Here is a 19,736-nt window from a genome sequence, read left to right on the forward strand (position 1 = left end):
CATGCGCACCATGTCCATCATCGAGGATGAACGCCTGCTGGGCGGCGAACTGAAACGCCGCTTCGAACGGGAAGGCTGGCGTGTCACCCTGTCGGGAACCCTGGCGGACGCACGCCGCCTGCTGATCGACCTTGGCCATGCGCCGCAGATCATCCTCTCCGACATGAGCCTGCCGGACGGCAACGGGCTGGACTTCCTGGAAGAGTTCCGTGCCGCCGGCGGACAGGGCGAATGGGTCTTCCTGTCCGGCTACGGGACGCGGCGCGACATCGAGCGGGCGGCAGAATTGGGCGCGCTCGATTTCCTCGCCAAGCCGATCGACTATCACAAGCTCGACCTGACGATCGCGGCCGGAACGCGTGGCGCCAAGGCCCGCCAGCGCATCGCCGACAGCGTCGAGACGGAGGCGCGCAAGTACACCCCCGCGGCCTTCGTGGGGGTCAGCCCGGCGGCGAACCGGATCCGCACCATGCTCGCCCAGCTGTCCGCCGTCCCCGTGTCGAGCGTGCTGCTGTCGGGCGAGACCGGGACCGGCAAGGGTCTGGCGGCCAAGATCCTGCATTACTCGGGATTGCGCACCGATGGTCCCTTCGTGGATATCAACTGCGCCGCCATTCCCAAGGAACTGCTGGAATCGGAACTGTTCGGCCATGAGCCGGGATCGTTCAGCGGCGCCCGCGGCCGCCATCGCGGCCTGATGGAACAGGCCGACGGCGGGACGCTTTTTCTCGACGAGATCGGCGAAATGGACATCGGCCTGCAGTCGAAACTGCTCAAGGCCCTGGAGGAAAAGAGCTTCCGCCGCGTCGGCGGCGAACAGCCGGTATCGGTCGACGTGCAACTCGTCGCCGCATCCAACCGCGACCTGCCCGCCCGGACCGCCGATGGCGGCTTTCGCGGCGATCTCTATCACCGCATTTCCGTCTTCGAGGTGCGGTTGCCGAGCCTCCGCGAGCGCCCGGAGGACATCGAGCCGATGATCGAGGGTCTGATCGCAGAGTTCAATGCCCAGGCGGGCAAGCACGTCCGCGACGTCCCCGAACCGGTCATGCGCGCGCTCCAGGCCTATGCCTGGCCGGGAAACGTGCGCGAGTTGCGCAATGTCCTGGAGCGCTCGGTCCTGCTCAGTGACGGCCCGGTCCTCTCCGGCGAATGGCTCGGCCTCCAGGCGGTAGCCGACGGGGCGGATCATGGCGAGGCCGAGGCAGGCGGCGACTGGATCCGTCTGCCCCTCGACGGCTCCATGGCCCTGGACGAGATGGACCGCTTCATCATCAGGACGGCCCTCGAACGTCACGACCACAATGTCATGGCGACGGCCCGCGCCCTGGGCACCACCCGCGAAACGCTGCGCTACCGCATTCAGAAATACGGCCTGGCACGGTAATTTCCACGCCTCGTTGCGATGGTGGCCGGTGGGAATTCCCCCCAATTGTCCGGCCATGCAGGCAAAGTCTCCTGGAAAACCGAACAATTACAATAACCTGTGTGGTGGCACGCAAGCTGCAATGTCAGGGCTGACCGGTTCCGGAGGGAGCCGGCCTGCCGCGGCCATGCCTCCCACCCGAAGGATTGCGGCGGCCGATCGAAAGGGTCGGGTGAACGACAAGGACTAGAACAATGAAACGGACAATCCGCAACCTCGCTTTCGCTGCCATCGCGACCGCCGCTCTCGCCGGTACCGCCATGACCCCCGTACTCGCCGATGCCGCTGGCAAGACCGACCAGGCCGTCGAGGCCTCGAAGTCGGGCAAGGCGAATCCGAACCTGCAGCTTTCCCAGGACGGTTACAACGTGATGCGCGACATCCGCGCGGCCCGCATCGCCATCTTCAATGGCGACCCGAGCGCGGCGCAGAAATATGTCGACCTCGCCCGTGACGATCTCGGCAAGGTCAAGACCGACGACAAGCTGGCCAAGCTCAACTCGACGGACGATCCCAACCTGATCCCGGTCGACGGCCAGGTCGTCGTGGCTGACAATTTCCAGGCGACGCCCGAGAAGGCGAAACACATTGCCGCCGGCAATGCCCACCTGAAGAAGGGTGAAACGGCCAAGGCGATGGACGAACTGAAACTGGCGGATGTCGATGTCGGCTTCACCCGCGTCCTGATGCCGCTGCGCGAGACCCAGAACCACGTCGACATCGCCTACAAGCTCGTCAAGGACGAAAAGTTCTACGAGGCCAACATGGCGCTCAAGGCTGCCGAGGACGGCTTGAATGCCGACACGGTGATGCTGGTCGAGGTCCCGAACACCGATCACGCGAAGACCGGCTCGATCAGCAAGTCGGCTGCACCGGCCAAGCCCGCATCCGGCCAGGCCGCAGCCAAGGATGCCGGCCATCCCGCGACGGCCAGGAAGTGATCCTTCGGGTGCCGGCCGGGGGCGCCGGGCTCTATGCCCGGCGCCCCGGTCCGTCCCGGTTGAAATCAACCGTTGTCGCCGGGGCATATACCCCGGCGCCGGGCCGGCGAAGCAGGAAGAATAGAAATATCAACAGATTGCGCCTGGCACGGCGGCTGCTTCACCGATTTGCAGGAACGCCGGCTCGGCCCCGCCGCAAGCGCGGCCGCCATCGAAAGCTTGAAAGGAGAACGGCGATGACCCGCTATCTGCAGCTTCACCTGGAGGATGTTTCGGACATGGAGACGGCCGTCGGCTTTCTGACCGACGCGCTCAAGGCCAGCGGCTTTGCTATCCTGGGCGTCATGGATGCAACCGGGATCGTCCGCGCCGGTCGTGACGGCTGTGCCAGGACAAGCATCGTGGCCGCCCTCCAGACAGAACTTGCCAGCGGCGCGGGCAGGGCCGACGACGCCGAACCCGGGGCCATGCCCTGCGATTTCGTCCTGTGCGAGGGAACCCGTGGCGTGGCGGTCACGGTGGCCGACCCGGCGCCGGATTCACCGTCCGCGGACCGGGCGCCATCGCCGGAGGAGGCACTCTCTGCGCGGATCAGGATCGCCCTGGCGGCGGTCGCGGGCCGTGCCGGTGCAGGCGCTCCGCGGTCGGGCCGGCAAGGTGCGGAAACCCCGGCCGCGCCGGACCGCTGGCAGGAATTTTCCGAACGGCTGGCCACCAAGCTCCGCCAGTTTCGCGAGACAGGAAGCCTCGCGCCGTCCGGCGGCGAACCCGACCGGCGCTCCCCGGCCTCGGCAGCCAGCGAGATCGACCGCGACATGGCCGCCCTGTCGGGCAACCTGATGCATGTGATCGAGGTGCTCGATGCGGCCGAACACGGCCGCTACGCCGAGACGCATTTCCGGGCCGCCGGAAGCGGGAGGGACTGATGGACGTTCCAGGCAACCGGCCGATGATGGCGGTGATCTTCCTGGCGGCGATCGCCGCCGGCTTTGCTGCCGGCCGCACGACGGCCCTGCTGGCACCCATCGTGCCGCGTCATCAGGAGGATATCGCGTTGCGGGCCTTCCGCGAGGGCGATTCCAGGGACGCCTTGCCGATTTTCCTCAAGCTTGCGCAGAACGGCGACACGAAAGCGGCCTATTACCTCGGTGAGATGTACGAGTTCGGTGACGGTACCCCCGTCAATGGCGGCGAGGCCATTCACTGGCTTTCCGAAGCAGCCCGGGCGGGAAACGTTGCCGCCGCCAGGCAGCTGGGCACGCTTTACCTGGACGGGACCGCCACCATCCAGGACTACGGCAAGGCGCGGCATTGGCTGGAAGTGGCCGCTCGCGGCCAGGACACCACCGCGCTGGTCCGTCTCGGCGACATGAGTGACAAGGGTCTGGGCCGTGAAGCCGATCCGGCGGCGGCCTATGGATATTATGCGGCCGCGGCAGCGCGGGGAAACGCCTATGGCCTCGCCATGCGCGATCGGATTGCGCCCGGCCTGACACCCGCCCAGCAGTCGGCGGGCGAGAAGCTGGCGATGGACTACCAGGAGTCGGCGGCGAAACATGAGAGCGGCCCGGCCGGATCCGCGAAGCCGGGGACGAAGGGATAAAGCAATTCCAGCGAAAGTGGTCGCCGGTTTCGCGTTCGGAATTGCGGCAAGGGAAAAGCCAATTCCAGCGAAAGTGGTCGCCGGTTTCGCGTTCGGAATTGCGGCAAGGGAAAAGCCAATTCCAGCGAAAGTGGTTTCCGGTTTCGCGTCCGGAACTGCGGCAAGAAAAAAGCAATTCCAGCGAAAGTGGCCGCCGGTTTCGCGTCCGGACTTGCGGCAAGGGAAAAGCAATTCCAGCGAAAGTGGTCGCCGGTTTCGCGTCGGGACTTGCGGCAAGAAAAAAACAATTCCAGCGAAAGTGGTCGCCGGTTTCGCGTTCGGAATTGCGGGACGGCAATACAGGGCATCGGAGCGCTTCATCAAAAAGCGGAAATCGTTTCGGCCGGCGGTCAGTTTCCGGCAGGTGCCGCCTGTTGCGACAGGAAGGCCGCGCCGGGCGCCGGCACATGCTCGGGACCGGAGATCAGCACCCAGACCATGGCGCCTGTCGCCAGAAGGATCAGCACCGGAACGCACCAGGCAAACCAGTCGGCCAGCAGCGTGGCCGTCCGGCCGCCGTGGCGGGAAGCGGCCGTGGTGCCGTGACGGCCGGGAAACCACATTGCCGCGACCCACAGCGGCAACAGCGCGAGAATGGCAAGGCCCAGCATGGCGAGAAGGGCGTTATGGTCGCCGAGCGTGCCGGCCCGGGCCGCGCGGGCGACACCGGCATGGCAGGAAGCGCTGCTCGCCGCGAGCAGGACGACGGCACCGGCGCCGGTCAGCGAAACGCGGTGGAATGTCGGGATGCAACGCTCCATCTCCATGTTTCCGGGCCTCCGCATTCGTCGTCCCGGCAATGGAAGCAAGGCACGGGCCAGTCGTTCCCGTTGAAATCAAAGGGGAAACCATCAACACCCCGGGTTACCTCCGGTGGAAATGAGCCGCGATGGTTCATTTCCACCGCACGGCCTTCGCCCCTGGCGGGCGGTCATCGAGTTTGGCGGAACGTGGCCCCGGCGTGCTGCCGGTCGAGGATGGCCTGGACCTTCGCCGCGACCGCAGGGAAGCTTTCTTCCGTGCAGTGAATGGCGCCCACCGGCCACCAACCCGATGGTTTCAGGCGGATCAGGTGGCGCTCAGGCACGAAGTCGGCCCCGCCGACCCGGCGCCAGGGCGTGAATTCGCGTCGCGAGGAAACGGTCCCGAGGCCGGCTCCCGTCAGGGTCGGCTTGCCGCTCGCCACGCCCGCGGCGATCGCGAGCGAACCGGCGATGGCCGCCGTCCGGTCGGCCATTTCCATGGCAAGGCCATCATCGGTGACGAGGAAGCGGTAGCGGATCCGGTTGCGGAAGAGGATCAGCATGATCAGTACCATCAGCACGAGAACCACCCCGACGCCGATGGACATGGCGCCCATGAAGGCGGGGAGCCGCTCCAGGTGCCCGTCCGCACCCAGCACGCCGACCGCGATAAGCAGAAGCAGCAGCCATGTAAAGGCGAACATCAGGCCCATCGCCTTCAGGATGACCGGGTTGGTGAGCAGCGGCACGTCGGCAACCCAGGTCAGCGCAGCCGGTTCATCCTCGCGCACGGTCATGACGCGGCGCTCATCGAGGACGCACGTGTCGCGGCTGCGTAAGGAGAAAAGCTCGCCCATGAACATGCGGCGTCCATTCTGGCATCCTTCGATCATCGCTTTTGTCAAGAATGGCGGCTCGGGCCGGTCGGCGACATGACAAGGGTCAAATCTTTTCTCTAGTCCTCAAAGTCCTTCGGGATCGCCGAGCGGGGCAGGGGCATGTTGATGGCCGAGTAATCGGCGAAGGTCCGTTGCTCGGCAGGGCTCATCGCGATCGCGCGATGGAAGGGCATGGCGAAGGTCAGCATCCACAACCGGGCGTTCCGCTTTTGCATGAGGTAGTGGGAAATGAACGAGTGGCAGGTCACGCAATGGCTGACGGCCAGGTCCTTGCCGTCCTTCGGCAGCCGGTCCGGCCAGTGCGGATCGGCGGCAAGAGCCTCGGCACCGTCGGGTGGAAAATTGCCTGCCAGGTAGGCGGCGAGCGTCTGCGCTGCCTGCTCCCCGGTACCTTCCGGCAGCAGCGGCGCCAGCCGTTGCGACCAGTCGTCCGCTTCACCCTTCAGCGACAGCATCTCGCCCAGGCGGTCCTGGTGTTTTCCGTCAGGGCCGAACAGTCGGACAAGCAGCGCCTTTCCGCCATCCGGCATGAAGGCGAACCGGTCCTCCGAACGCGCGCCTGCCACCGTGAAGGCCAGGCCGATGCTGGCAAGAACGAAGAGGCGGGACAACCGCCGCGTCATGCCGGCTCCTCCCGGTCTGCGTCGGCATAGTCGATCACCGGCACGCTGACATGGCGTACCGGCGTCATGTTCGAGGCCGTTCTGCGGATCCGGTCGAGCTGGTCGGCCACGCGGTTTTCAAGGTGTTGTTCGCCGCAGTTCCGGCAGATCAGGGCCGGAACCTTGTCCACGATGACCGGAGTCTCCTCCCAGTAGAAGACCACGGAGGTGACGACCTTTTCCAGCGCGTTTTTCCCGCAGACACTGCAATGGGCAAGTGCCTCGTCGGCAGCCTTCTCCCCGGTGTGGGCCGGCTCCGGCGGGGTTGCCCTGTGCGGCGTTTCCGTCATCGTTGCACTCCCAGGGAAGCGGCGGGCGACTGCGGGGCTCGCAATCGTCCGCCGGCGCCGCGTGAGCGGCAATTCATCCCGGTACGGTGGGGCTTGCATCCCGGGACGAAGCAAGAGGTGATCATCGTCACCAGACTGCGAACGGTGCAGGCAAGAACTGCTCCGGACGCCGACTGATATGGTCGGGCCTCCAGGCTCCGCGCCATGGCGACCATCCCATGATATCCATGTTTGTCCAAAACCGGCTTGCAGCATTGACGGGTATCAATCCTGTCACGGGCGGGCGCATGATGCCCGTCAATGCCGGGCGCCGATGTGCCGCCGATCGTACGGTCGACGCCGGGACGGATGGCCGGCGCCACGGCAGGAGAGACACCGGAACAGGGGAGTGACGATGATGGCGATGTTCAGCGACCGGATCGATGCGGGCCGCCGGCTCGCCGCCGCGCTCGGCCCCAGGGAGCCCGCCGGCACCGTGATCTTCGCCCTGCCGCGCGGCGGTGTGCCGGTGGCCGCCGAGATCGCTTCCGCCACCGGCGCACCGATGGACCTGCTGTTCGTCCGGAAGATCGGTGCGCCCGGCCACGAGGAACTGGCGCTCGGCGCGGTCGTCGACGGGGAAGCGCCGGATATCGCGATCAACGAGGATGTTGCGCGGTATTACGGCCTCGGCCGGGCGGAGGTGGAAGCGATGGCAAAACCGCATCTCGCGGAAATCGAGCGCCGCAGGCATCTCTATCTCGGCGGTCGTGCGCCCCTGTCGGCCCGCGGCAGGACGGCGGTCGTGGTCGATGATGGAATCGCGACCGGCGCCAGCATGCTCGCCGCGTTGCGGGCGCTGAAACACCGCCACCCGGCTGCGGTCGTGCTGGCCGTGCCCGTCGCTCCGCCCGACACGCTCGAGCAGCTCCGGCCGCTGGCCGACGAGGTTGTCTGTCTGGAGGTTCCCGCGAATTTCCTCGCGGTCGGCGCCCACTACGAGGCATTCCCGCAGGTCGGGGACGACGAGGTCGTTGAGATCATGCGCCGTGTCGCCGAGCGTCCGCGCGGCCCGTCATGACGGGCCGCGATGGCTCAGGCGGCGTGGCGCGGTGATGCCGTTTCGCCGGCGATGGCCCCCGCAGCGACGGCCGCATGCCCGTGCGACAGGGATTGCAGTTCCTCGCCGATGAGCGCGGCCATGGACCGCAGCCGTGCCATGCTGATGATGGTGACGGTCTGGCCGTCGATCACCGTGAGGATGCCCTTTCGGGATAGCTGCTGCATGTTGCGTGACAGCGTTTCCGTCGTCGTGCCGAGGTAGGCGGCGAGATCCTTGCGCGGAATGGGAATGTTGAGGTCGATCGGTTCCCGCCCGGGCGCGTCGCCGAGCTGCCGCCTGGTCAGGGCGAACAGGTATCCGGCCAGCCGCTGAAGCGTCGTGCGGCAGTTGAACAGGGTAAGCCATTCCTGGATTTCCTCGGCCTGACGCTGGGTCGTCTCCAGGATCGAGCAGGAAAGGTCGGGGCATTGCCGGGCCAGCGAAAGGAAGGCTTGCCGGGGAAACAGGCAGACCTGGGCGTCCGTCGCGCTCTCGTAGGCAAATCGCGAGGCCTGTTCGAAGGCGTTGCCGATCAGGCGTCCGTCCTCGATGAGCCCGACGACCATGTGGCGGCCGTCGGCGGTCGTGTTGGTCATCTTGACGATGCCGGAACGGACGACGCCGATGTGCTGCCCGGTTTCGCCTTGCGCGATGATGGTCGCGCCGGGCGCAACGGCGCATGGGGTCGACAGGGAGGCGAGGGACCGGAGCGCCTCGGGGCTGGCGCCCTTGCATGGCCCGTAGGCCCGTGACGGGCAGCTTGCGCATCGGTTGGAAGCAAGGACATGCGGGTTCGACATCATGGCGGCTCCTCCCAGACTCAGGTCATCTCAGGTCCGCCGACTTCCTCTCGTCTTCGCCCGCGCCAGGCTCTGGCGGTTGGAGCCACGGGCCGTGCATCGTGCCCTCCTCGCAGGGAGTTTTCCCAAGACACTGGAAAATGATTCCACCGTGAGGCGTTTTGGGCAAAGAATTTTTTGTAGAGAATTGTTGAGACGCCGCGACACGCCGGTCCGGCCGGCTCAGAAAAAGCCCTGCGTCAGCTCTTCTCGTCCGGGTCCGACGGCACGCGCACCGCCGGGCGAACGTCGCCGACGAAGACGTAACCGACCCCGCGCACGCTCCGGATCAGGCCTTCGTTCGACTGGTCGGCTTCCATCTTCTCGCGCAGGTGCGCGATATGGCCGTCCAGCGTCCGGTCCAGCGGGTTCCTGTTGCGCCCGCGAAGCTTCTGCCAGATCTCGTCGCGCGACAGGATGCGGCCGGGATTGTCGAGAAAAAGCGCGAGCAGCTTGAACTCGGTCTCCGTCAGGTGAATTTCCTGATTGTCCGATTTCCGCAGGATCCGCCGCATGAGGTTGAAGACGGTGTGGTCGAACGACAGTTCCCCGGCCAGTTCGTGCGGGTGCGGCAGCCGGCCGTAGCGTTCCAGCACGGAGCGGACGCGGATCTCCACTTCCCGGGCGTGGAAGGGCTTGGCGATGTAATCGTCCGCGCCCGCTTCCAGGCCGGCCACGCGGTCCATCGGATCCGCCTGGGCCGTGATGATGATGACCGGGATGTTGTGATGCATGCGCAGCGAATGGGCGAGCGCCAGTCCGTCGTCCCCGCCGAACGGGATGTCGAGCGTCACGAGGTCGAACGCCTGCCCGTCGATCAGGTCCATCAGTTCCGACCTGTTCGAGGCGGAAACCGTCAGGTGACCTGCATCCGACAGCGCCTGGCAAAGCGAACGGCGAACGGTCTCGTCCTCGTCTGCAACGAGAATGCGGCAGCTTCCGTTTTCATCGGCTTTCCCGGCGTCGTCCATGGTTCCTCCCTGCTACCGATGAATGTATAATAACAACATAATATGTAGAGAAGCCCAAAACGCGCCGCACCGGTCATGAATGATCGCCGGCGATGGTGCAAATGGCGGCCCCCGGAACAGTTCAAGCGGCGGCTGTTGCCCTGGTGCCGCCCGCCTTTCGCGGTATCTCATGACCTGGGTCAATGGCCGGCCGCCGCCCGGGTGGCAGGATGAGTATCTGTGAACAGAGGAGGCGGACATGGCCGTTTTGCCCATCGACAGCGAAGAACTCAGCGCGATCCTGCTCAGGCTGCGTGCGATCATGGCGCGCGAGGAAAACGATGTGCCCGATCCGGGTGGCAATCCCGGCGATGATGAGGTTTCCGCGGCCCTCCAGGACCTGCCGGATGACTTGAGCCGGGAGGAAGTCGTCGAGGAGATCGAGGCGCTGAATGATGACCAGCAGGACGCGCTCGTCGCGTTGTGCTGGCTTGGCCGCGGCGACTACGAGGCGCAGGAATGGGAAAGCGCGCTGGCCATGGCCAACGAGCGCCACGAGGGTTCGACGGCCGAGTACCTGCTGTCCCACCCGCTCGTTCCCGAACAGATCGAGGAAGGCTGGGAGATGCTGCGCGAGTCCGGCGAACTCGAATGACCGGTTCGTCCGCTACCGGCCGATATCCGCCGGCGAGACCGAGACCGTCTTGATCACCGCGTGAACCGCCGCGCCAGGCGCAAGGCCCAGCGCGCCGACGGAGCGCTGCGTGATCCGGGCAAGCACACGACCGGCCGGGGTGTCGATGGCCACCATGGCCCCCGGGCCGCCCCCTTCACGGATTTCCGCCACCGTTCCCGCCAGGATGTTGAGCGCGGACAATCCCTCCGGCCGCTGCCGTGAAAGGATCACATCATGCGCGGCGATGCGAACGCGCACCGGCTGGCCCGGCAACTGGGCCAGGTGCGGCAGGAACAATGGTGTGCCGCCGGCGGAAAGCTCGGTCAGGCCGTCGTCGTGGTGGCGCACCACCGTCGCCGCGATCAGCGCGCCCGCCTCGCGCGAACCGAGCGGCGTGACCGACGGATCGCCGAGAACCGCCTCGGGCGGTCCCTGCCGCACCACGCCCCCGTTCTCCAGCGCCACGACGGTCGTGGCCAGCCGCGCCACCTCCGAGGCCGAATGGCTGACGTAGAGGATCGGCACCGACACCTCGTCGCGCAACCGCTCGAAATAGGGCAGGATCTCGGCCTTGCGCGCCTCGTCCAGCGCGGCGAGGGGTTCGTCGGCCAGGATCAGCCGCGGCGCGCAGAGCAGCGCGCGGCCGATCGCCACCCGCTGTTTCTCGCCGCCCGAGAGCAGGCCCGGCCGCCGGTCCAGGAGATGGCCGATGCCGAGCATCTCGACGACATGGTCTTCGCGCTCCGCCCGGCTGCCGCGCGGCGCGAACCATCGCCCGTAGGCAAGGTTCTGGCGCACCGTCAGGTGCGGAAACAGCCGCCCTTCCTGGAACACCGTGCCGAGACGCCGCCGGTGCGGCGCCAGCGCGATGCCGCGTCCGGTGTCGAGCAGGACATCCGTGTCCAGCGTGATCCGGCCCTCGTCGGGCTTCAGCAGGCCGGCGACGGCCTTGACGATGGTGGACTTGCCCGATCCCGAGCGGCCGAAGAGCACGGTGACGCCATGCGGGACCGTGAAGGTGGCATCCAGCTGGAAGCCCGGGAACCGGTGGCGCAGGGCGACGGAGAGCATCAGCCGCCTCCCACCCGCGCCGCCACCCGGCGCGCGACGAATTCCGACAGCATGAGCGCCGACATCGCGACGGCGATGGCCACGACGACCAGCCGGGCCGCCGACGTCTCGCCGCCCGGTACTTGCAGGAAAGCATAGACGGCCGAGGGCAGGGTCTGCGTCTGGCCCGGAATGTTGGAGACGAAGGTGATGGTGGCGCCGAACTCGCCCATGGCCTTGGCAAAGGCCAGGATCGCGCCGGCGATGATGCCGGGCAGGGTGAGCGGCAGCGTCACCGTCAGGAACACCCAGGCCGGCGAGGCGCCAAGGGTCGCGCCGGCCTCTTCAAGCCGGGGGTCGACGGCCTCGATCGACAGCCGGATCGCCCGCACCATCAGCGGAAAGGCCATGATCGCGGCAGCCAGTACGGCGCCGGTCCAGCGGAAGGCGAAGACGATGCCGAACCATTCGTCGAGATAGTACCCGATCCAGCCCTTGCGGCCCATCGACAGGAGCAGAAGGTAGCCCGTCACGACCGGCGGCAGGATGAGCGGCAGGTGAACCAGTCCGTTGACGACCTGCTTGCCGGGAAACTGCCAGCGTGCCAGCGCATAGGCGACGAGGATGCCGGCCGGCAGGCTCGCCAGCGTCGCCACCGATGCCACGCGCAGCGACAGCGCCACGGCCTGCCATTCCTGGGGAGAAAGCCAATCGGTCACGCGATCACTTCAAGACCCTGAATCCCTGTTTCGTGAACGCTTCCCGCGCCATGGTGCCGGTCAGCGCGGTGAAGAAGGCGCGGTCGGCCTCGTCGGCCGCATTGGTCAGCAGCAGTGCGGGATAGATGATCGGCGGGTGACTGTCAGCAGGAAACGTGCCGACCACCGTCACATTGTCGGAAGCCGCGGCATCCGTGGCATAGACGATGCCGTAGGGTGCCTCGCCGCTGGCGACCAGGGCAAGCGCAGCGCGCACGTTGTCGGCCTGCGCTACCGATGGCGCCAGCACGTCCCACAGTCCGAGCGCGGTCAGCGACTCCTTGCCGTAGATCCCCGCCGGAACCGAATCGACCATGGCCATGGCCAGCTTGCCGTCCCCGAGCAGGGACGGCAGGTCGAAGCCGTCCCTGATCTCGACCCTCGCCGCGTCCTTGCCGTGCGCGATCAGCACCAGCGTGTTGGCGAGAATGTCCCGCCGTCCGCCGGGCACCACGAGGCCGGCCTGTTCCACCTCGTCCGCCCAGGCCGTGTTGGCGGAGATGAATAGGTCGGCCGGTGCGCCGGCCTCGATCTGCTTGGCGAGCTTGCCGGAGCCGGCATAGGAAACCGTCACCGTGTTGCCGGTCTGCGCCTGCCAGCGGGCGGCAAATTCGTCCAGGCCGGTTTTCAGCGAAGCAGCCGCGAAGACCAGGACATCCGCGGCCAGCGCAGGGACGGCCGTGCCGGCTGCCAGCACTGCCGCCAGCATTCCAGCAAGGATCGTCTTCGCCAGTTGTCGCATGTGGCGTGTCTCCGCGTATGCACCAATATGTCTGGCGGGAAATATCGCAACCACCCGTGTCAAACGCAAACGTTATTTTCTGCCGGACATATCGGCGAGCATCGCCTGCAGCGTCGCGATGCGGCCGGCATTGGCCGCGGCCGTTTCCTCCTCGATCGCGCGGTAGAGCGCGAGCACGTCCTGCCCGGCCTTCGTCAGGCTGGCGCCCCCGCCGCTGCTGCCGCCGCGCATGCTTTCCACCAGCGGTTCACGGAATGCCCGGTTCATCTCCTCCACCAGACTCCAGGCGCGCTTGTAGCTCATGCCCATGGTCCGGCCGGCCGCGGCAATCGATCCTGCCTTGCCGATCTGCTCCAGCAGGTCCGCCTTGCCCGGGCCCAGCATGGCATCGTCGCCGAACAGGATTCGCAGGCGCAGGCGCGGCGTGTCGGATCGGGTCTCGCTCATGCAGGTGATATGGCACCAACCGGTCAACGCCCGCAAGCACCGGCCGCGCCGACGGCCTGCCGGCAAGAAGAAAGGGGCGGCCGGAGCCGCCCCTCCCGTCAGGTTCCCGATGTCAGCCCTCAGGCCGCCAGGTCGAACCGGTCGGCGTTCATGACCTTGACCCAGGCTGCGATGAAGTCCTTGACGAACTTCTCCTTGTTGTCGTCCTGGGCATAGACCTCCGCGTAGGAGCGCAGGATCGAGTTCGAGCCGAACACCAGGTCGATGCGCGAGGCCGTCCACTTGACGGCACCGGTCTTGCGGTCGCGGACCTCGTAGACGTCGCCGTCGCCCTTGTGCCAGCTGTAGGCCATGTCGGTCAGGTTGACGAAGAAGTCGTTGGTCAGTTGGCCCTCGCGGTCGGTAAAGACGCCGTGCTTGGTCCCCGCATAATTGGTGCCGAGCATCCGCATGCCGCCGGTGAGGACCGTCATTTCCGCGGCCGTCAGGCCCATGAGCTGGCTGCGATCCAGCATCATTTCTTCCGGGCTGACGACGTAGTTCTTCTTCAGCCAGTTCCGGAAGCCGTCGGCCAGCGGCTCCAGCACGTCGAAGGAGTCGGCATCCGTCATCTCGTCCGTGGCATCGCCACGCCCCGGCGCGAAGGGCACCGTCACGTCATGACCGGCAGCCTTGGCGGCCTTCTCGATCCCGACATTGCCGGCAAGCACGATCACGTCGGCAATCGACGCGCCGGTCTCGGCGGCAATCGGCTCCAGGACGCCGAGGACGCGGGCCAGGCGCTCCGGCTCGTTGCCTTCCCAGTCCTTCTGCGGCGCCAGGCGGATGCGCGCGCCATTGGCCCCGCCGCGCATGTCGGAACCGCGGTAGGTGCGCGCGCTGTCCCAGGCCGTGGAGACCATGTCGCCGATGGACAGGCCCGAGGCGGCGATCTTCGCCTTGACGGCGTCGACGTCGTAATCGGTCTTGCCGGCCGGCACCGGGTCCTGCCAGATCAGGTCCTCCGACGGCACGTCGGGGCCGATGTAGCGCGCCTTCGGGCCCATGTCGCGGTGGGTCAGCTTGAACCAGGCCCGCGCGAACGTGTCGGAGAAATAGTCGAAGTCCGACATGAACTTCTCGCAGATCGCCCGGTAGGCCGGGTCCATCTTCATCGCCATGTCGGCATCGGTCATGATCGGGTTGTGGCGGATCGACGGATCCGTCGCGTCAACCGGCTTGTCCTCTTCCTTGATGTCGATCGGTTCCCACTGCCAGGCACCGGCCGGGCTCTTGCGCAGCTCCCACTCGTGGCCGAACAGCATCTTCAGGTAGCCGTTGTCCCACTTGGTCGGATGCGTGGTCCAGGCGCCCTCGATGCCGGAGGTCACCGCGTTGGCGGCCTTCCCGTGCATGTTCGGGTTGGACCAGCCGAAACCCTGCTCCGTCACGTCGGCGCCTTCCGGATCGGCGCCCAGCGCACCGGCGTCGCCGTTGCCATGGGTCTTGCCGACCGTGTGGCCGCCGACGGTCAGAGCCGCGGTTTCCTCGTCGTCCATCGCCATGCGGGCGAAGGTCTCGCGGACCTGCGCAGCCGTCTTCAGCGGGTCCGGCTGGCCGTTGACGCCTTCCGGGTTGACGTAGATGAGGCCCATCTGCACCGCGGCCAGCGGGTTTTCCATCGTCGACGGGTCTTCGACGCTCTCGTAGCGGCCGTCGCTGGGCGCCAGCCATTCCTTCTCCGATCCCCAGTAGGTGTCCTTCTCCGGGTGCCAGATGTCTTCTCGGCCGAAGGCGAAGCCGAAGGTCTTCAGGCCCATGTTCTCGTAGGCGATCGTCCCGGCCAGGATCATCAGGTCGGCCCAGGAGATCTTGTTGCCGTACTTCTTTTTCACCGGCCACAGCAGGCGGCGCGCCTTGTCGAGGCTGACGTTATCCGGCCAGGAGTTGAGCGGGGCAAAGCGCTGGTTGCCGGTGCCGCCGCCGCCGCGGCCGTCGGCCAGTCGGTAGGAGCCAGCAGAATGCCAGGCCATGCGGATGAACAGGCCGCCGTAATGGCCCCAGTCGGCCGGCCACCAGTCCTGGCTCTCGGTCAGCAGGGCATGGACTTCCTTCTTGACGGCCTCGAAATCGAGCGACTTGACCGCATCGCGATAGCTGAAATCCTTGCCCATCGGATTGGTCTTGGTGTCGTGCTGGTGCAGGATGTCGAAGTTCAACCCGTTCGGCCACCAGTCCATGTTGGAAGTGCCGACGGAGGTCAAGCCGCCGTGCATCACCGGGCAACCGCCCGTCTTGTCTGTATTTTTCACATCCATGTTTGTCTCCGGTCATGGCTCGGTTGCGTTTGGAACTCGTTTGTCAACAGCGATGAGAAAGCGCGAAAGGTCGGTGGAATTCCCGCTGGTCGTATCGTGCTCCGCGTTTGTGACGCCAATTCGGTCGTCCGGCGGAAACATGAACCCGCCCCGATACCTGTGGCATCAGGACGGACGGGCAAACGTCGGCTCCTCCTCATCTCCTCGAAACGCAGACTAGCAAAGCCGGGCGATTAAATTAAGTTGGATTTCCTGATTGGCGTGATAAGTATTTCTTATGATGAACCTGACACTCAAACAGTTTCGCTATTTCGAGGCGCTTGCCCGCCACGGACACTTCGGCCGTGCCGCGGACGCCTGTTCCATCTCGCAGCCGGCCCTGTCGATGCAGATCCGCGAGCTGGAGGAGACGCTTGGCACCGAATTGTTCGAGCGCGGCGCCCGCCAGGTCCGCCTGACCAATTTCGGCGAGGAATTCGCGCTGCGCGTGCGCGACATCCTGCGCTCCGTCGATGAACTGGGCGACCTTGCCCGCGCCTCGCGCGACAGGCTGGTCGGCCGGCTGCGCATCGGTGTCATCCCCACCATCGCGCCCTACCTCCTGCCCGAGATCATCACCAGCCTCTCCGGCCTGCACGACGGGCTGGAAATCCACGTCCGCGAGACGCTGACCTCGAGGCTGGTCGAGGAACTGGCCGAGGGGCGCATCGACACGGCCATCGTTGCCCTGCCGGTGTCCGAGCCCGCCCTGACGGAGGTCGCCCTGTTCAACGAGAAGTTCGTGCTCGTCCGCCCGGACGCCGATCGCGACAAGCCGGTGCCGGACCGCGACACCCTGCGCGAGATGCGCCTTCTGCTCCTGGAGGAGGGGCACTGCTTCCGCGACCAGGCGCTGTCCTTCTGCAACCTTCGCTCCGCCCGCCCGCGGGAACTGCTCGACGGCAGTTCGCTGTCCACCCTCGTGCAAATGGTCGGCTCCGGCATCGGCGTCACGCTGATCCCCGAAATGGCGGTTCCTGTCGAGACCCGCTCGGCAGCGGTCTCCGTGGTCCATTTCAAGGACCCGCAGCCGGCCCGCACGATCGGCATGATCTGGCGCAAGTCCAGCCCGCTGGCCGCGCAACTTCACCAGATTTCCGACATCGTCCGCCGCGCCGGAGAGGACGTCAGGAGCCGGGAGGAAACCGGGTAGCCGGCCCGCGGCTCAGACCGATTCCGACAGTTCCAGGATTTCCGATGTCGTGTGCTGCTGGCGGGCCTGGTTGTAGTCGCGCCTGAGCCCGGCGATGACGTCGGAGACGTTTGCCCGGGCGCGCAGCATGGCCTGCATGCGGGCGTTGTTCTCCGCAGCGAAGCCCAGCATCAGCGCCTCGCAGATCTCTGCGAACACGTATTCGCGCACGAGATCTTCCAGCAGCAGGGCGCGCGGCAGTTGTGTCAGCGGCCGCGTGTGGCCAACCGGCTTGCCGATGCGCGTGAAATCGAACGGGAACAGGGGCCGCCGGACCGGCTGGTCGGCATCCGGGTCCGCGTGCAGGATGACGGCGCGTGCAATGCCGCCGGCCTCGATGCGTTCGTAGAAGGCATCGGCGATCCGGCTGGCGAGCCGCGGAACGTCGCTGGCGCGCGGCGACTGGGCGAAGGTCAGCCCCATCGCGACCTTGCGCGCCTGGAACTCCGACGCGCAGCGCTGGCCGATCACGATGAGCTCACCACCGGCGTCGAGACCGGCAAGGGCGGCGTTGACGATCGTGTCGTTGAACAGCCCGCAGAAGCCCTGTCCGGCCCCGACGACGATCAGCAACGCAGCCCCGGCTGCCTGTTCGGGGGGCGGCGCAAGCCCGTTTGCCTCCGGCAGCGCCAGCGCTTCCGCCATGGCGAGGGCAACGGAGGCCTCGTGATCGCGGATCGCCGCGACGTGGCGCCTGGCTTCCTGCAGGTGGCTGGCCGCGATGGCGCGCATGGCGACGATCACGCTCTCGATCTGCCGCGTGTTCTCGATGCGCTGGCTGATGGCGGCAAGTTCCATGCGCTCACCCCTGCCGGTTCTTGCCGGCCGCTGCCGCGACGGCGCCTGAAAGCGCAGTCCGGGTATCCGGCGCCGGGGCGGTCTCGCTGCTTCCGAACCCCGCCAGTGCCGGTTCGCTGTCAACGGCGTGGGCGAGCCGTGGCTTCAGTGTTTCGATGTCCCCGGGTGCCAGGCCGTCCAGCGTGCCGTCGTTCAGCGCGGTCAGCAGCGCCACCTGGTCGACGAGCCGCAGAGGCGAGAAGCGCGGCTGCTTCAGCAGCGCCGCGATGCGCTCGCCGTGCGCGATGCGCTGCTTAAGCGCGTCGTCGGCGAAACCGCCGAAGCGGGCGAACATCTTCAGCTCCTGGTACTGGGCATAGTCCAGCCGCACGCGCCCGGCGACAGCCTTGAGCGCCTTGTGCTGGGCCTTGCCGCCGACCCGGCTGACCGACAGGCCGATGTCGATGGCCGGCCAGTGGTTGCCGGTCGCCAGCTGGCTGGACAGGACGAGCTGGCCGTCGGCAATCGAGATCAGGTTGGTTGGAATGTAGGCCGACAGGTTGCCTGCCTCGTACTCGGCGATGGGCAGGGCCGTCAGCGATCCGCCGCCAAGGTCCGCCGAAAGCTTTGCTGCCCGTTCCAGCAGCCGGGCATGCAGGTAGAAGATATCGCTCGGATAAGCCTCGCGGCCCGGCGGCTGGCGTGCCAGCAGGGCGAGTTCCCGGTGCGTCGCGGCATGCTTGGTCAGGTCGTCGTAGACAATCAGCGCGTCCTGACCGCGGTCGCGGAAGAATTCCGCGATGGTCGCGCCGGCAAACGGCGCCAGCCAGCGCAGGCCGGGTTCGGCGGCCGCTTCCGCGACCACGAAGACGCAGCGCTCGATCGCGCCGTGCGTCCGCACCGCCTCGATGGCGCGCCGGACCGAGGTCGCCGTCTGGCCGATCGCCACGTAGACGCAGACGATATCGCTGGCCTTCTGGTTGATGATCGTGTCCACGGCGATGGCTGTCTTTCCGGTCGCCCGCTCGCCGATGATCAGTTCACGCTGTCCCCGCCCGATGGAAAACAGCGCATCCACGGCCAGGATCCCGGTCTGCACCGGCTGGGAAACGAAGTCGCGGTCGATGATCGCCGGTGCCGGCCGTTCGACCGGATCATGCCGGACCGGTTTGATCGCCGGGCCGTCGTCCAGCGCCCGCCCGAGCGGATCGACCACCCGGCCGAGCAGGCCGTCGCCCACCGGAACGCTGGTCATCTCGCCGGTCCGGCGCACCATGGTGCCGGCCTCGATGCCCTCGGCCTGGTCGAGGATGACGGCGTGCAGCCACCCCGGTTCCAGGTCGAGCACGAATCCGTGCCCGCCATTGTCGAAGGTCAGCGTCTCGCCCAGCCGCGCCCCGTCGAGGCCGGTGACATGGGCCATGCCGTCCCCGGTCTCGCGCACCTGGCCGAGTTCCTCGGTGACGACGCCGAGATCCACCCTCCCGACCCTGCCGATCAGGCGGTCGAGCCCGATTGACCCGGCTGCCGGGCTGTCATTGTCCGCGGAGTTCATCGTCCAGCGCCCTTGCAATGCGGTCGAGGTCGAAGCGAAGCGAATTGTGCACGGTTCCGTGCGGGCTGGCGAGGTCGAGCCCGGCCAGGAGCGACGGGTCGGTGCGGATCGGGATCGCCATTTCGTCGCCCGTCAGGGCCGCCGCCGCCTTCCGCGCCTGCCGCGTTTCGGCAGCGCTCAGCGGGCGCGCGGCGACGAGTTCCAGCGCGTCCGGCTCGTTCATCAGCGCCGCCCGCCGTTGCGCATCGAGGTTCGAAAGCGCGGCTTCCAGGCGCCTCGCGTAGCCGGCAAAGCGCGCGTCGTTCGGCAGGTTGGCCAGCAGGCGGCCGGTGATTTCCACCGACAGCCGCCGCGCATCGTCCAGCACCGCCAGGCGGGCTTCGGCTTCCTGCCGCTTGGCGTCCTCGCCGGCATGGGCGACGATGGTCGCCGCCTGCGCCTGTGCCTGCGCGACGAGGTCCTTCTTCTGGCTTTCGGCCTGCGCACGGGCTTCCTCGAGCATGGCCATCCGCTTCTGGGCGATGGCATCGCGCTCGGCTTCCAGCTTGTCCAGCGCCGCCTGGGATTGGGCCTTCAGCGCCTCGGCCTTGCGCAGGGCGTCGCCCGCCGCCGCGCGCCGCTCGGCGATGATGCCGGCGACCGGCCGGAACAGGAACCGGGCGAGGATCCAGCCGAGGATGATGACATTCACGAACTGGAACGCGAACGTCCACCAGTCAAAGGGCATGCC

General features: G+C 66.9%; 21 protein-coding genes. 7 read left to right on the forward strand and 14 right to left on the reverse strand.

Going from position 1 to position 19,736, the window contains the following annotated elements:
* Window position 1: 1 nt before the first annotated feature.
* From CSC94_RS10430 to CSC94_RS10445, 4 genes are all read left to right on the forward strand, one after another.
* Window positions 2-1,387, forward strand: coding sequence for a sigma-54-dependent transcriptional regulator (locus CSC94_RS10430; RefSeq protein WP_245408318.1), 1,386 nt, complete (start codon window positions 2-4; stop codon window positions 1,385-1,387).
* A gap of 233 nt (window positions 1,388-1,620) precedes the next feature.
* Window positions 1,621-2,367: a YfdX family protein gene (locus CSC94_RS10435; RefSeq protein ID WP_099306286.1), complete on the forward strand. Its 747-nt coding sequence runs from the start codon at window positions 1,621-1,623 to the stop codon at window positions 2,365-2,367.
* A 236-nt stretch (window positions 2,368-2,603) separates the two neighbouring features.
* Complete coding sequence (locus CSC94_RS10440) at window positions 2,604-3,293, forward strand: hypothetical protein (RefSeq protein WP_099306287.1); 690 nt, start codon at window positions 2,604-2,606, stop codon at window positions 3,291-3,293.
* Entirely contained in the window at window positions 3,293-3,970 is a 678-nt protein-coding gene (locus CSC94_RS10445; RefSeq protein ID WP_099306288.1) for a tetratricopeptide repeat protein, read from the forward strand. Before CSC94_RS10440 ends, CSC94_RS10445 begins: the two co-directional genes overlap by 1 nt.
* A 389-nt stretch (window positions 3,971-4,359) precedes the next feature.
* Here the strand turns inward: CSC94_RS10445 and CSC94_RS10450 are convergent, their stop codons facing one another.
* The 4 genes from CSC94_RS10450 to CSC94_RS24615 all read right to left on the reverse strand — a co-directional run bounded on the left by CSC94_RS10450 (window position 4,360) and on the right by CSC94_RS24615 (window position 6,603).
* On the reverse strand, window positions 4,360-4,776 hold the full coding sequence (locus CSC94_RS10450) for a hypothetical protein (RefSeq protein WP_133122868.1): 417 nt from the start codon (window positions 4,774-4,776) through the stop codon (window positions 4,360-4,362).
* Window positions 4,777-4,940: 164 nt separating this feature from the next.
* Entirely contained in the window at window positions 4,941-5,609 is a 669-nt protein-coding gene (locus tag CSC94_RS10455) for a hypothetical protein (protein WP_133122869.1), read from the reverse strand.
* A gap of 98 nt (window positions 5,610-5,707) precedes the next feature.
* The gene (locus CSC94_RS10460; protein WP_099306291.1) at window positions 5,708-6,274 is read right to left on the reverse strand and encodes a hypothetical protein; all 567 of its coding nucleotides are present in this window, start codon (window positions 6,272-6,274) and stop codon (window positions 5,708-5,710) included.
* Entirely contained in the window at window positions 6,271-6,603 is a 333-nt protein-coding gene (locus CSC94_RS24615) for a type II toxin-antitoxin system MqsA family antitoxin (RefSeq protein ID WP_165784398.1), read from the reverse strand. Before CSC94_RS24615 ends, CSC94_RS10460 begins: the two co-directional genes overlap by 4 nt.
* A 394-nt stretch (window positions 6,604-6,997) precedes the next feature.
* On the opposite strand from CSC94_RS24615, the gene CSC94_RS10470 reads away from it, so the two are divergent.
* A complete protein-coding gene (locus CSC94_RS10470; RefSeq protein ID WP_099306293.1) occupies window positions 6,998-7,663 on the forward strand; it encodes a phosphoribosyltransferase in 666 nt (221 codons plus the stop codon).
* A 14-nt stretch (window positions 7,664-7,677) separates the two neighbouring features.
* Here the strand turns inward: CSC94_RS10470 and CSC94_RS10475 are convergent, their stop codons facing one another.
* Together CSC94_RS10475 and CSC94_RS10480 are read right to left on the reverse strand one after the other, a co-directional pair.
* Window positions 7,678-8,487, reverse strand: coding sequence for a Crp/Fnr family transcriptional regulator (locus tag CSC94_RS10475; protein ID WP_099306294.1), 810 nt, complete (start codon window positions 8,485-8,487; stop codon window positions 7,678-7,680).
* Window positions 8,488-8,723: 236 nt separating this feature from the next.
* A complete protein-coding gene (locus CSC94_RS10480; RefSeq protein WP_099306295.1) occupies window positions 8,724-9,494 on the reverse strand; it encodes a response regulator transcription factor in 771 nt (256 codons plus the stop codon).
* A gap of 238 nt (window positions 9,495-9,732) precedes the next feature.
* Here CSC94_RS10480 and CSC94_RS10485 point away from each other — a divergent pair, with 238 nt between their 5' ends.
* Entirely contained in the window at window positions 9,733-10,128 is a 396-nt protein-coding gene (locus tag CSC94_RS10485; protein ID WP_099306296.1) for a DUF3775 domain-containing protein, read from the forward strand.
* A gap of 12 nt (window positions 10,129-10,140) precedes the next feature.
* On the opposite strand, the gene modC is transcribed toward CSC94_RS10485, so the two are convergent.
* The 5 genes from modC to katG all read right to left on the reverse strand — a co-directional run bounded on the left by modC (window position 10,141) and on the right by katG (window position 15,443).
* Window positions 10,141-11,223, reverse strand: coding sequence for a molybdenum ABC transporter ATP-binding protein (modC, locus tag CSC94_RS10490; RefSeq protein ID WP_205853288.1), 1,083 nt, complete (start codon window positions 11,221-11,223; stop codon window positions 10,141-10,143).
* Window positions 11,220-11,918 carry a molybdate ABC transporter permease subunit gene (gene modB, locus CSC94_RS10495; RefSeq protein WP_099306298.1) on the reverse strand — a complete coding sequence of 233 codons (699 nt, stop codon included), beginning with the start codon at window positions 11,916-11,918 and terminating at the stop codon, window positions 11,220-11,222. The genes modC and modB overlap by 4 nt, the downstream gene beginning before the upstream one ends.
* 4 nt (window positions 11,919-11,922) lie before the next feature.
* Window positions 11,923-12,699 (reverse strand): molybdate ABC transporter substrate-binding protein, encoded by a 777-nt coding sequence (modA, locus tag CSC94_RS10500; RefSeq protein WP_099306299.1) that lies wholly within the window; start codon window positions 12,697-12,699, stop codon window positions 11,923-11,925.
* 72 nt (window positions 12,700-12,771) lie between these two features.
* Entirely contained in the window at window positions 12,772-13,146 is a 375-nt protein-coding gene (locus tag CSC94_RS10505) for a winged helix-turn-helix domain-containing protein (RefSeq protein WP_099306300.1), read from the reverse strand.
* 119 nt (window positions 13,147-13,265) lie between these two features.
* Window positions 13,266-15,443, reverse strand: a complete 2,178-nt coding sequence (gene katG, locus CSC94_RS10510) for a catalase/peroxidase HPI (RefSeq protein WP_099306301.1) — start codon at window positions 15,441-15,443, stop codon at window positions 13,266-13,268.
* Between the two features lie 277 nt (window positions 15,444-15,720).
* Here katG and CSC94_RS10515 point away from each other — a divergent pair, with 277 nt between their 5' ends.
* Window positions 15,721-16,635: a LysR substrate-binding domain-containing protein gene (locus tag CSC94_RS10515; RefSeq protein ID WP_099306302.1), complete on the forward strand. Its 915-nt coding sequence runs from the start codon at window positions 15,721-15,723 to the stop codon at window positions 16,633-16,635.
* A 12-nt stretch (window positions 16,636-16,647) separates the two neighbouring features.
* Here the strand turns inward: CSC94_RS10515 and CSC94_RS10520 are convergent, their stop codons facing one another.
* Genes CSC94_RS10520 through CSC94_RS10530 form a run of 3 tightly spaced genes read right to left on the reverse strand, consistent with a single transcriptional unit; the run spans window position 16,648 to window position 19,733 of the window.
* On the reverse strand, window positions 16,648-17,472 hold the full coding sequence (locus CSC94_RS10520) for a F0F1 ATP synthase subunit gamma (RefSeq protein ID WP_099306303.1): 825 nt from the start codon (window positions 17,470-17,472) through the stop codon (window positions 16,648-16,650).
* 4 nt (window positions 17,473-17,476) lie between these two features.
* A complete protein-coding gene (locus CSC94_RS10525; protein ID WP_099306304.1) occupies window positions 17,477-19,006 on the reverse strand; it encodes a F0F1 ATP synthase subunit alpha in 1,530 nt (509 codons plus the stop codon).
* Window positions 18,987-19,733, reverse strand: coding sequence for a F0F1 ATP synthase subunit delta (locus CSC94_RS10530; RefSeq protein WP_099306305.1), 747 nt, complete (start codon window positions 19,731-19,733; stop codon window positions 18,987-18,989). The genes CSC94_RS10525 and CSC94_RS10530 overlap by 20 nt, the downstream gene beginning before the upstream one ends.
* Between the last annotated feature and the right edge of the window lie 3 nt (window positions 19,734-19,736).

Origin of the sequence: Zhengella mangrovi, assembly GCF_002727065.1 — a bacterium.
GTDB classification, from domain to species: Bacteria; Pseudomonadota; Alphaproteobacteria; order Rhizobiales; family Rhizobiaceae; genus Zhengella; species Zhengella mangrovi.

Bases quoted from the DNA above. Each gene is read 5' to 3' on its own strand.
- CSC94_RS10450 (WP_133122868.1), bottom strand. From the start codon at position 4,776: ATGGAGATGGAGCGTTGCATCCCGACATTCCACCGCGTTTCGCTGACC.
- CSC94_RS10525 (WP_099306304.1), bottom strand. From the start codon at position 19,006: ATGAACTCCGCGGACAATGACAGCCCGGCAGCCGGGTCAATCGGGCTC.
- CSC94_RS10470 (WP_099306293.1), top strand. From the start codon at position 6,998: ATGATGGCGATGTTCAGCGACCGGATCGATGCGGGCCGCCGGCTCGCC.
- CSC94_RS10455 (WP_133122869.1), bottom strand. From the start codon at position 5,609: ATGGGCGAGCTTTTCTCCTTACGCAGCCGCGACACGTGCGTCCTCGAT.
- CSC94_RS10460 (WP_099306291.1), bottom strand. From the start codon at position 6,274: ATGACGCGGCGGTTGTCCCGCCTCTTCGTTCTTGCCAGCATCGGCCTG.
- modA (WP_099306299.1), bottom strand. From the start codon at position 12,699: ATGCGACAACTGGCGAAGACGATCCTTGCTGGAATGCTGGCGGCAGTG.
- katG (WP_099306301.1), bottom strand. From the start codon at position 15,443: ATGGATGTGAAAAATACAGACAAGACGGGCGGTTGCCCGGTGATGCAC.
- CSC94_RS10485 (WP_099306296.1), top strand. From the start codon at position 9,733: ATGGCCGTTTTGCCCATCGACAGCGAAGAACTCAGCGCGATCCTGCTC.
- CSC94_RS10435 (WP_099306286.1), top strand. From the start codon at position 1,621: ATGAAACGGACAATCCGCAACCTCGCTTTCGCTGCCATCGCGACCGCC.
- CSC94_RS10515 (WP_099306302.1), top strand. From the start codon at position 15,721: ATGATGAACCTGACACTCAAACAGTTTCGCTATTTCGAGGCGCTTGCC.
- CSC94_RS24615 (WP_165784398.1), bottom strand. From the start codon at position 6,603: ATGACGGAAACGCCGCACAGGGCAACCCCGCCGGAGCCGGCCCACACC.
- CSC94_RS10480 (WP_099306295.1), bottom strand. From the start codon at position 9,494: ATGGACGACGCCGGGAAAGCCGATGAAAACGGAAGCTGCCGCATTCTC.
- CSC94_RS10475 (WP_099306294.1), bottom strand. From the start codon at position 8,487: ATGATGTCGAACCCGCATGTCCTTGCTTCCAACCGATGCGCAAGCTGC.
- CSC94_RS10440 (WP_099306287.1), top strand. From the start codon at position 2,604: ATGACCCGCTATCTGCAGCTTCACCTGGAGGATGTTTCGGACATGGAG.
- CSC94_RS10530 (WP_099306305.1), bottom strand. From the start codon at position 19,733: ATGCCCTTTGACTGGTGGACGTTCGCGTTCCAGTTCGTGAATGTCATC.
- CSC94_RS10445 (WP_099306288.1), top strand. From the start codon at position 3,293: ATGGACGTTCCAGGCAACCGGCCGATGATGGCGGTGATCTTCCTGGCG.
- CSC94_RS10430 (WP_245408318.1), top strand. From the start codon at position 2: ATGCGCACCATGTCCATCATCGAGGATGAACGCCTGCTGGGCGGCGAA.
- CSC94_RS10505 (WP_099306300.1), bottom strand. From the start codon at position 13,146: ATGAGCGAGACCCGATCCGACACGCCGCGCCTGCGCCTGCGAATCCTG.
- CSC94_RS10520 (WP_099306303.1), bottom strand. From the start codon at position 17,472: ATGGAACTTGCCGCCATCAGCCAGCGCATCGAGAACACGCGGCAGATC.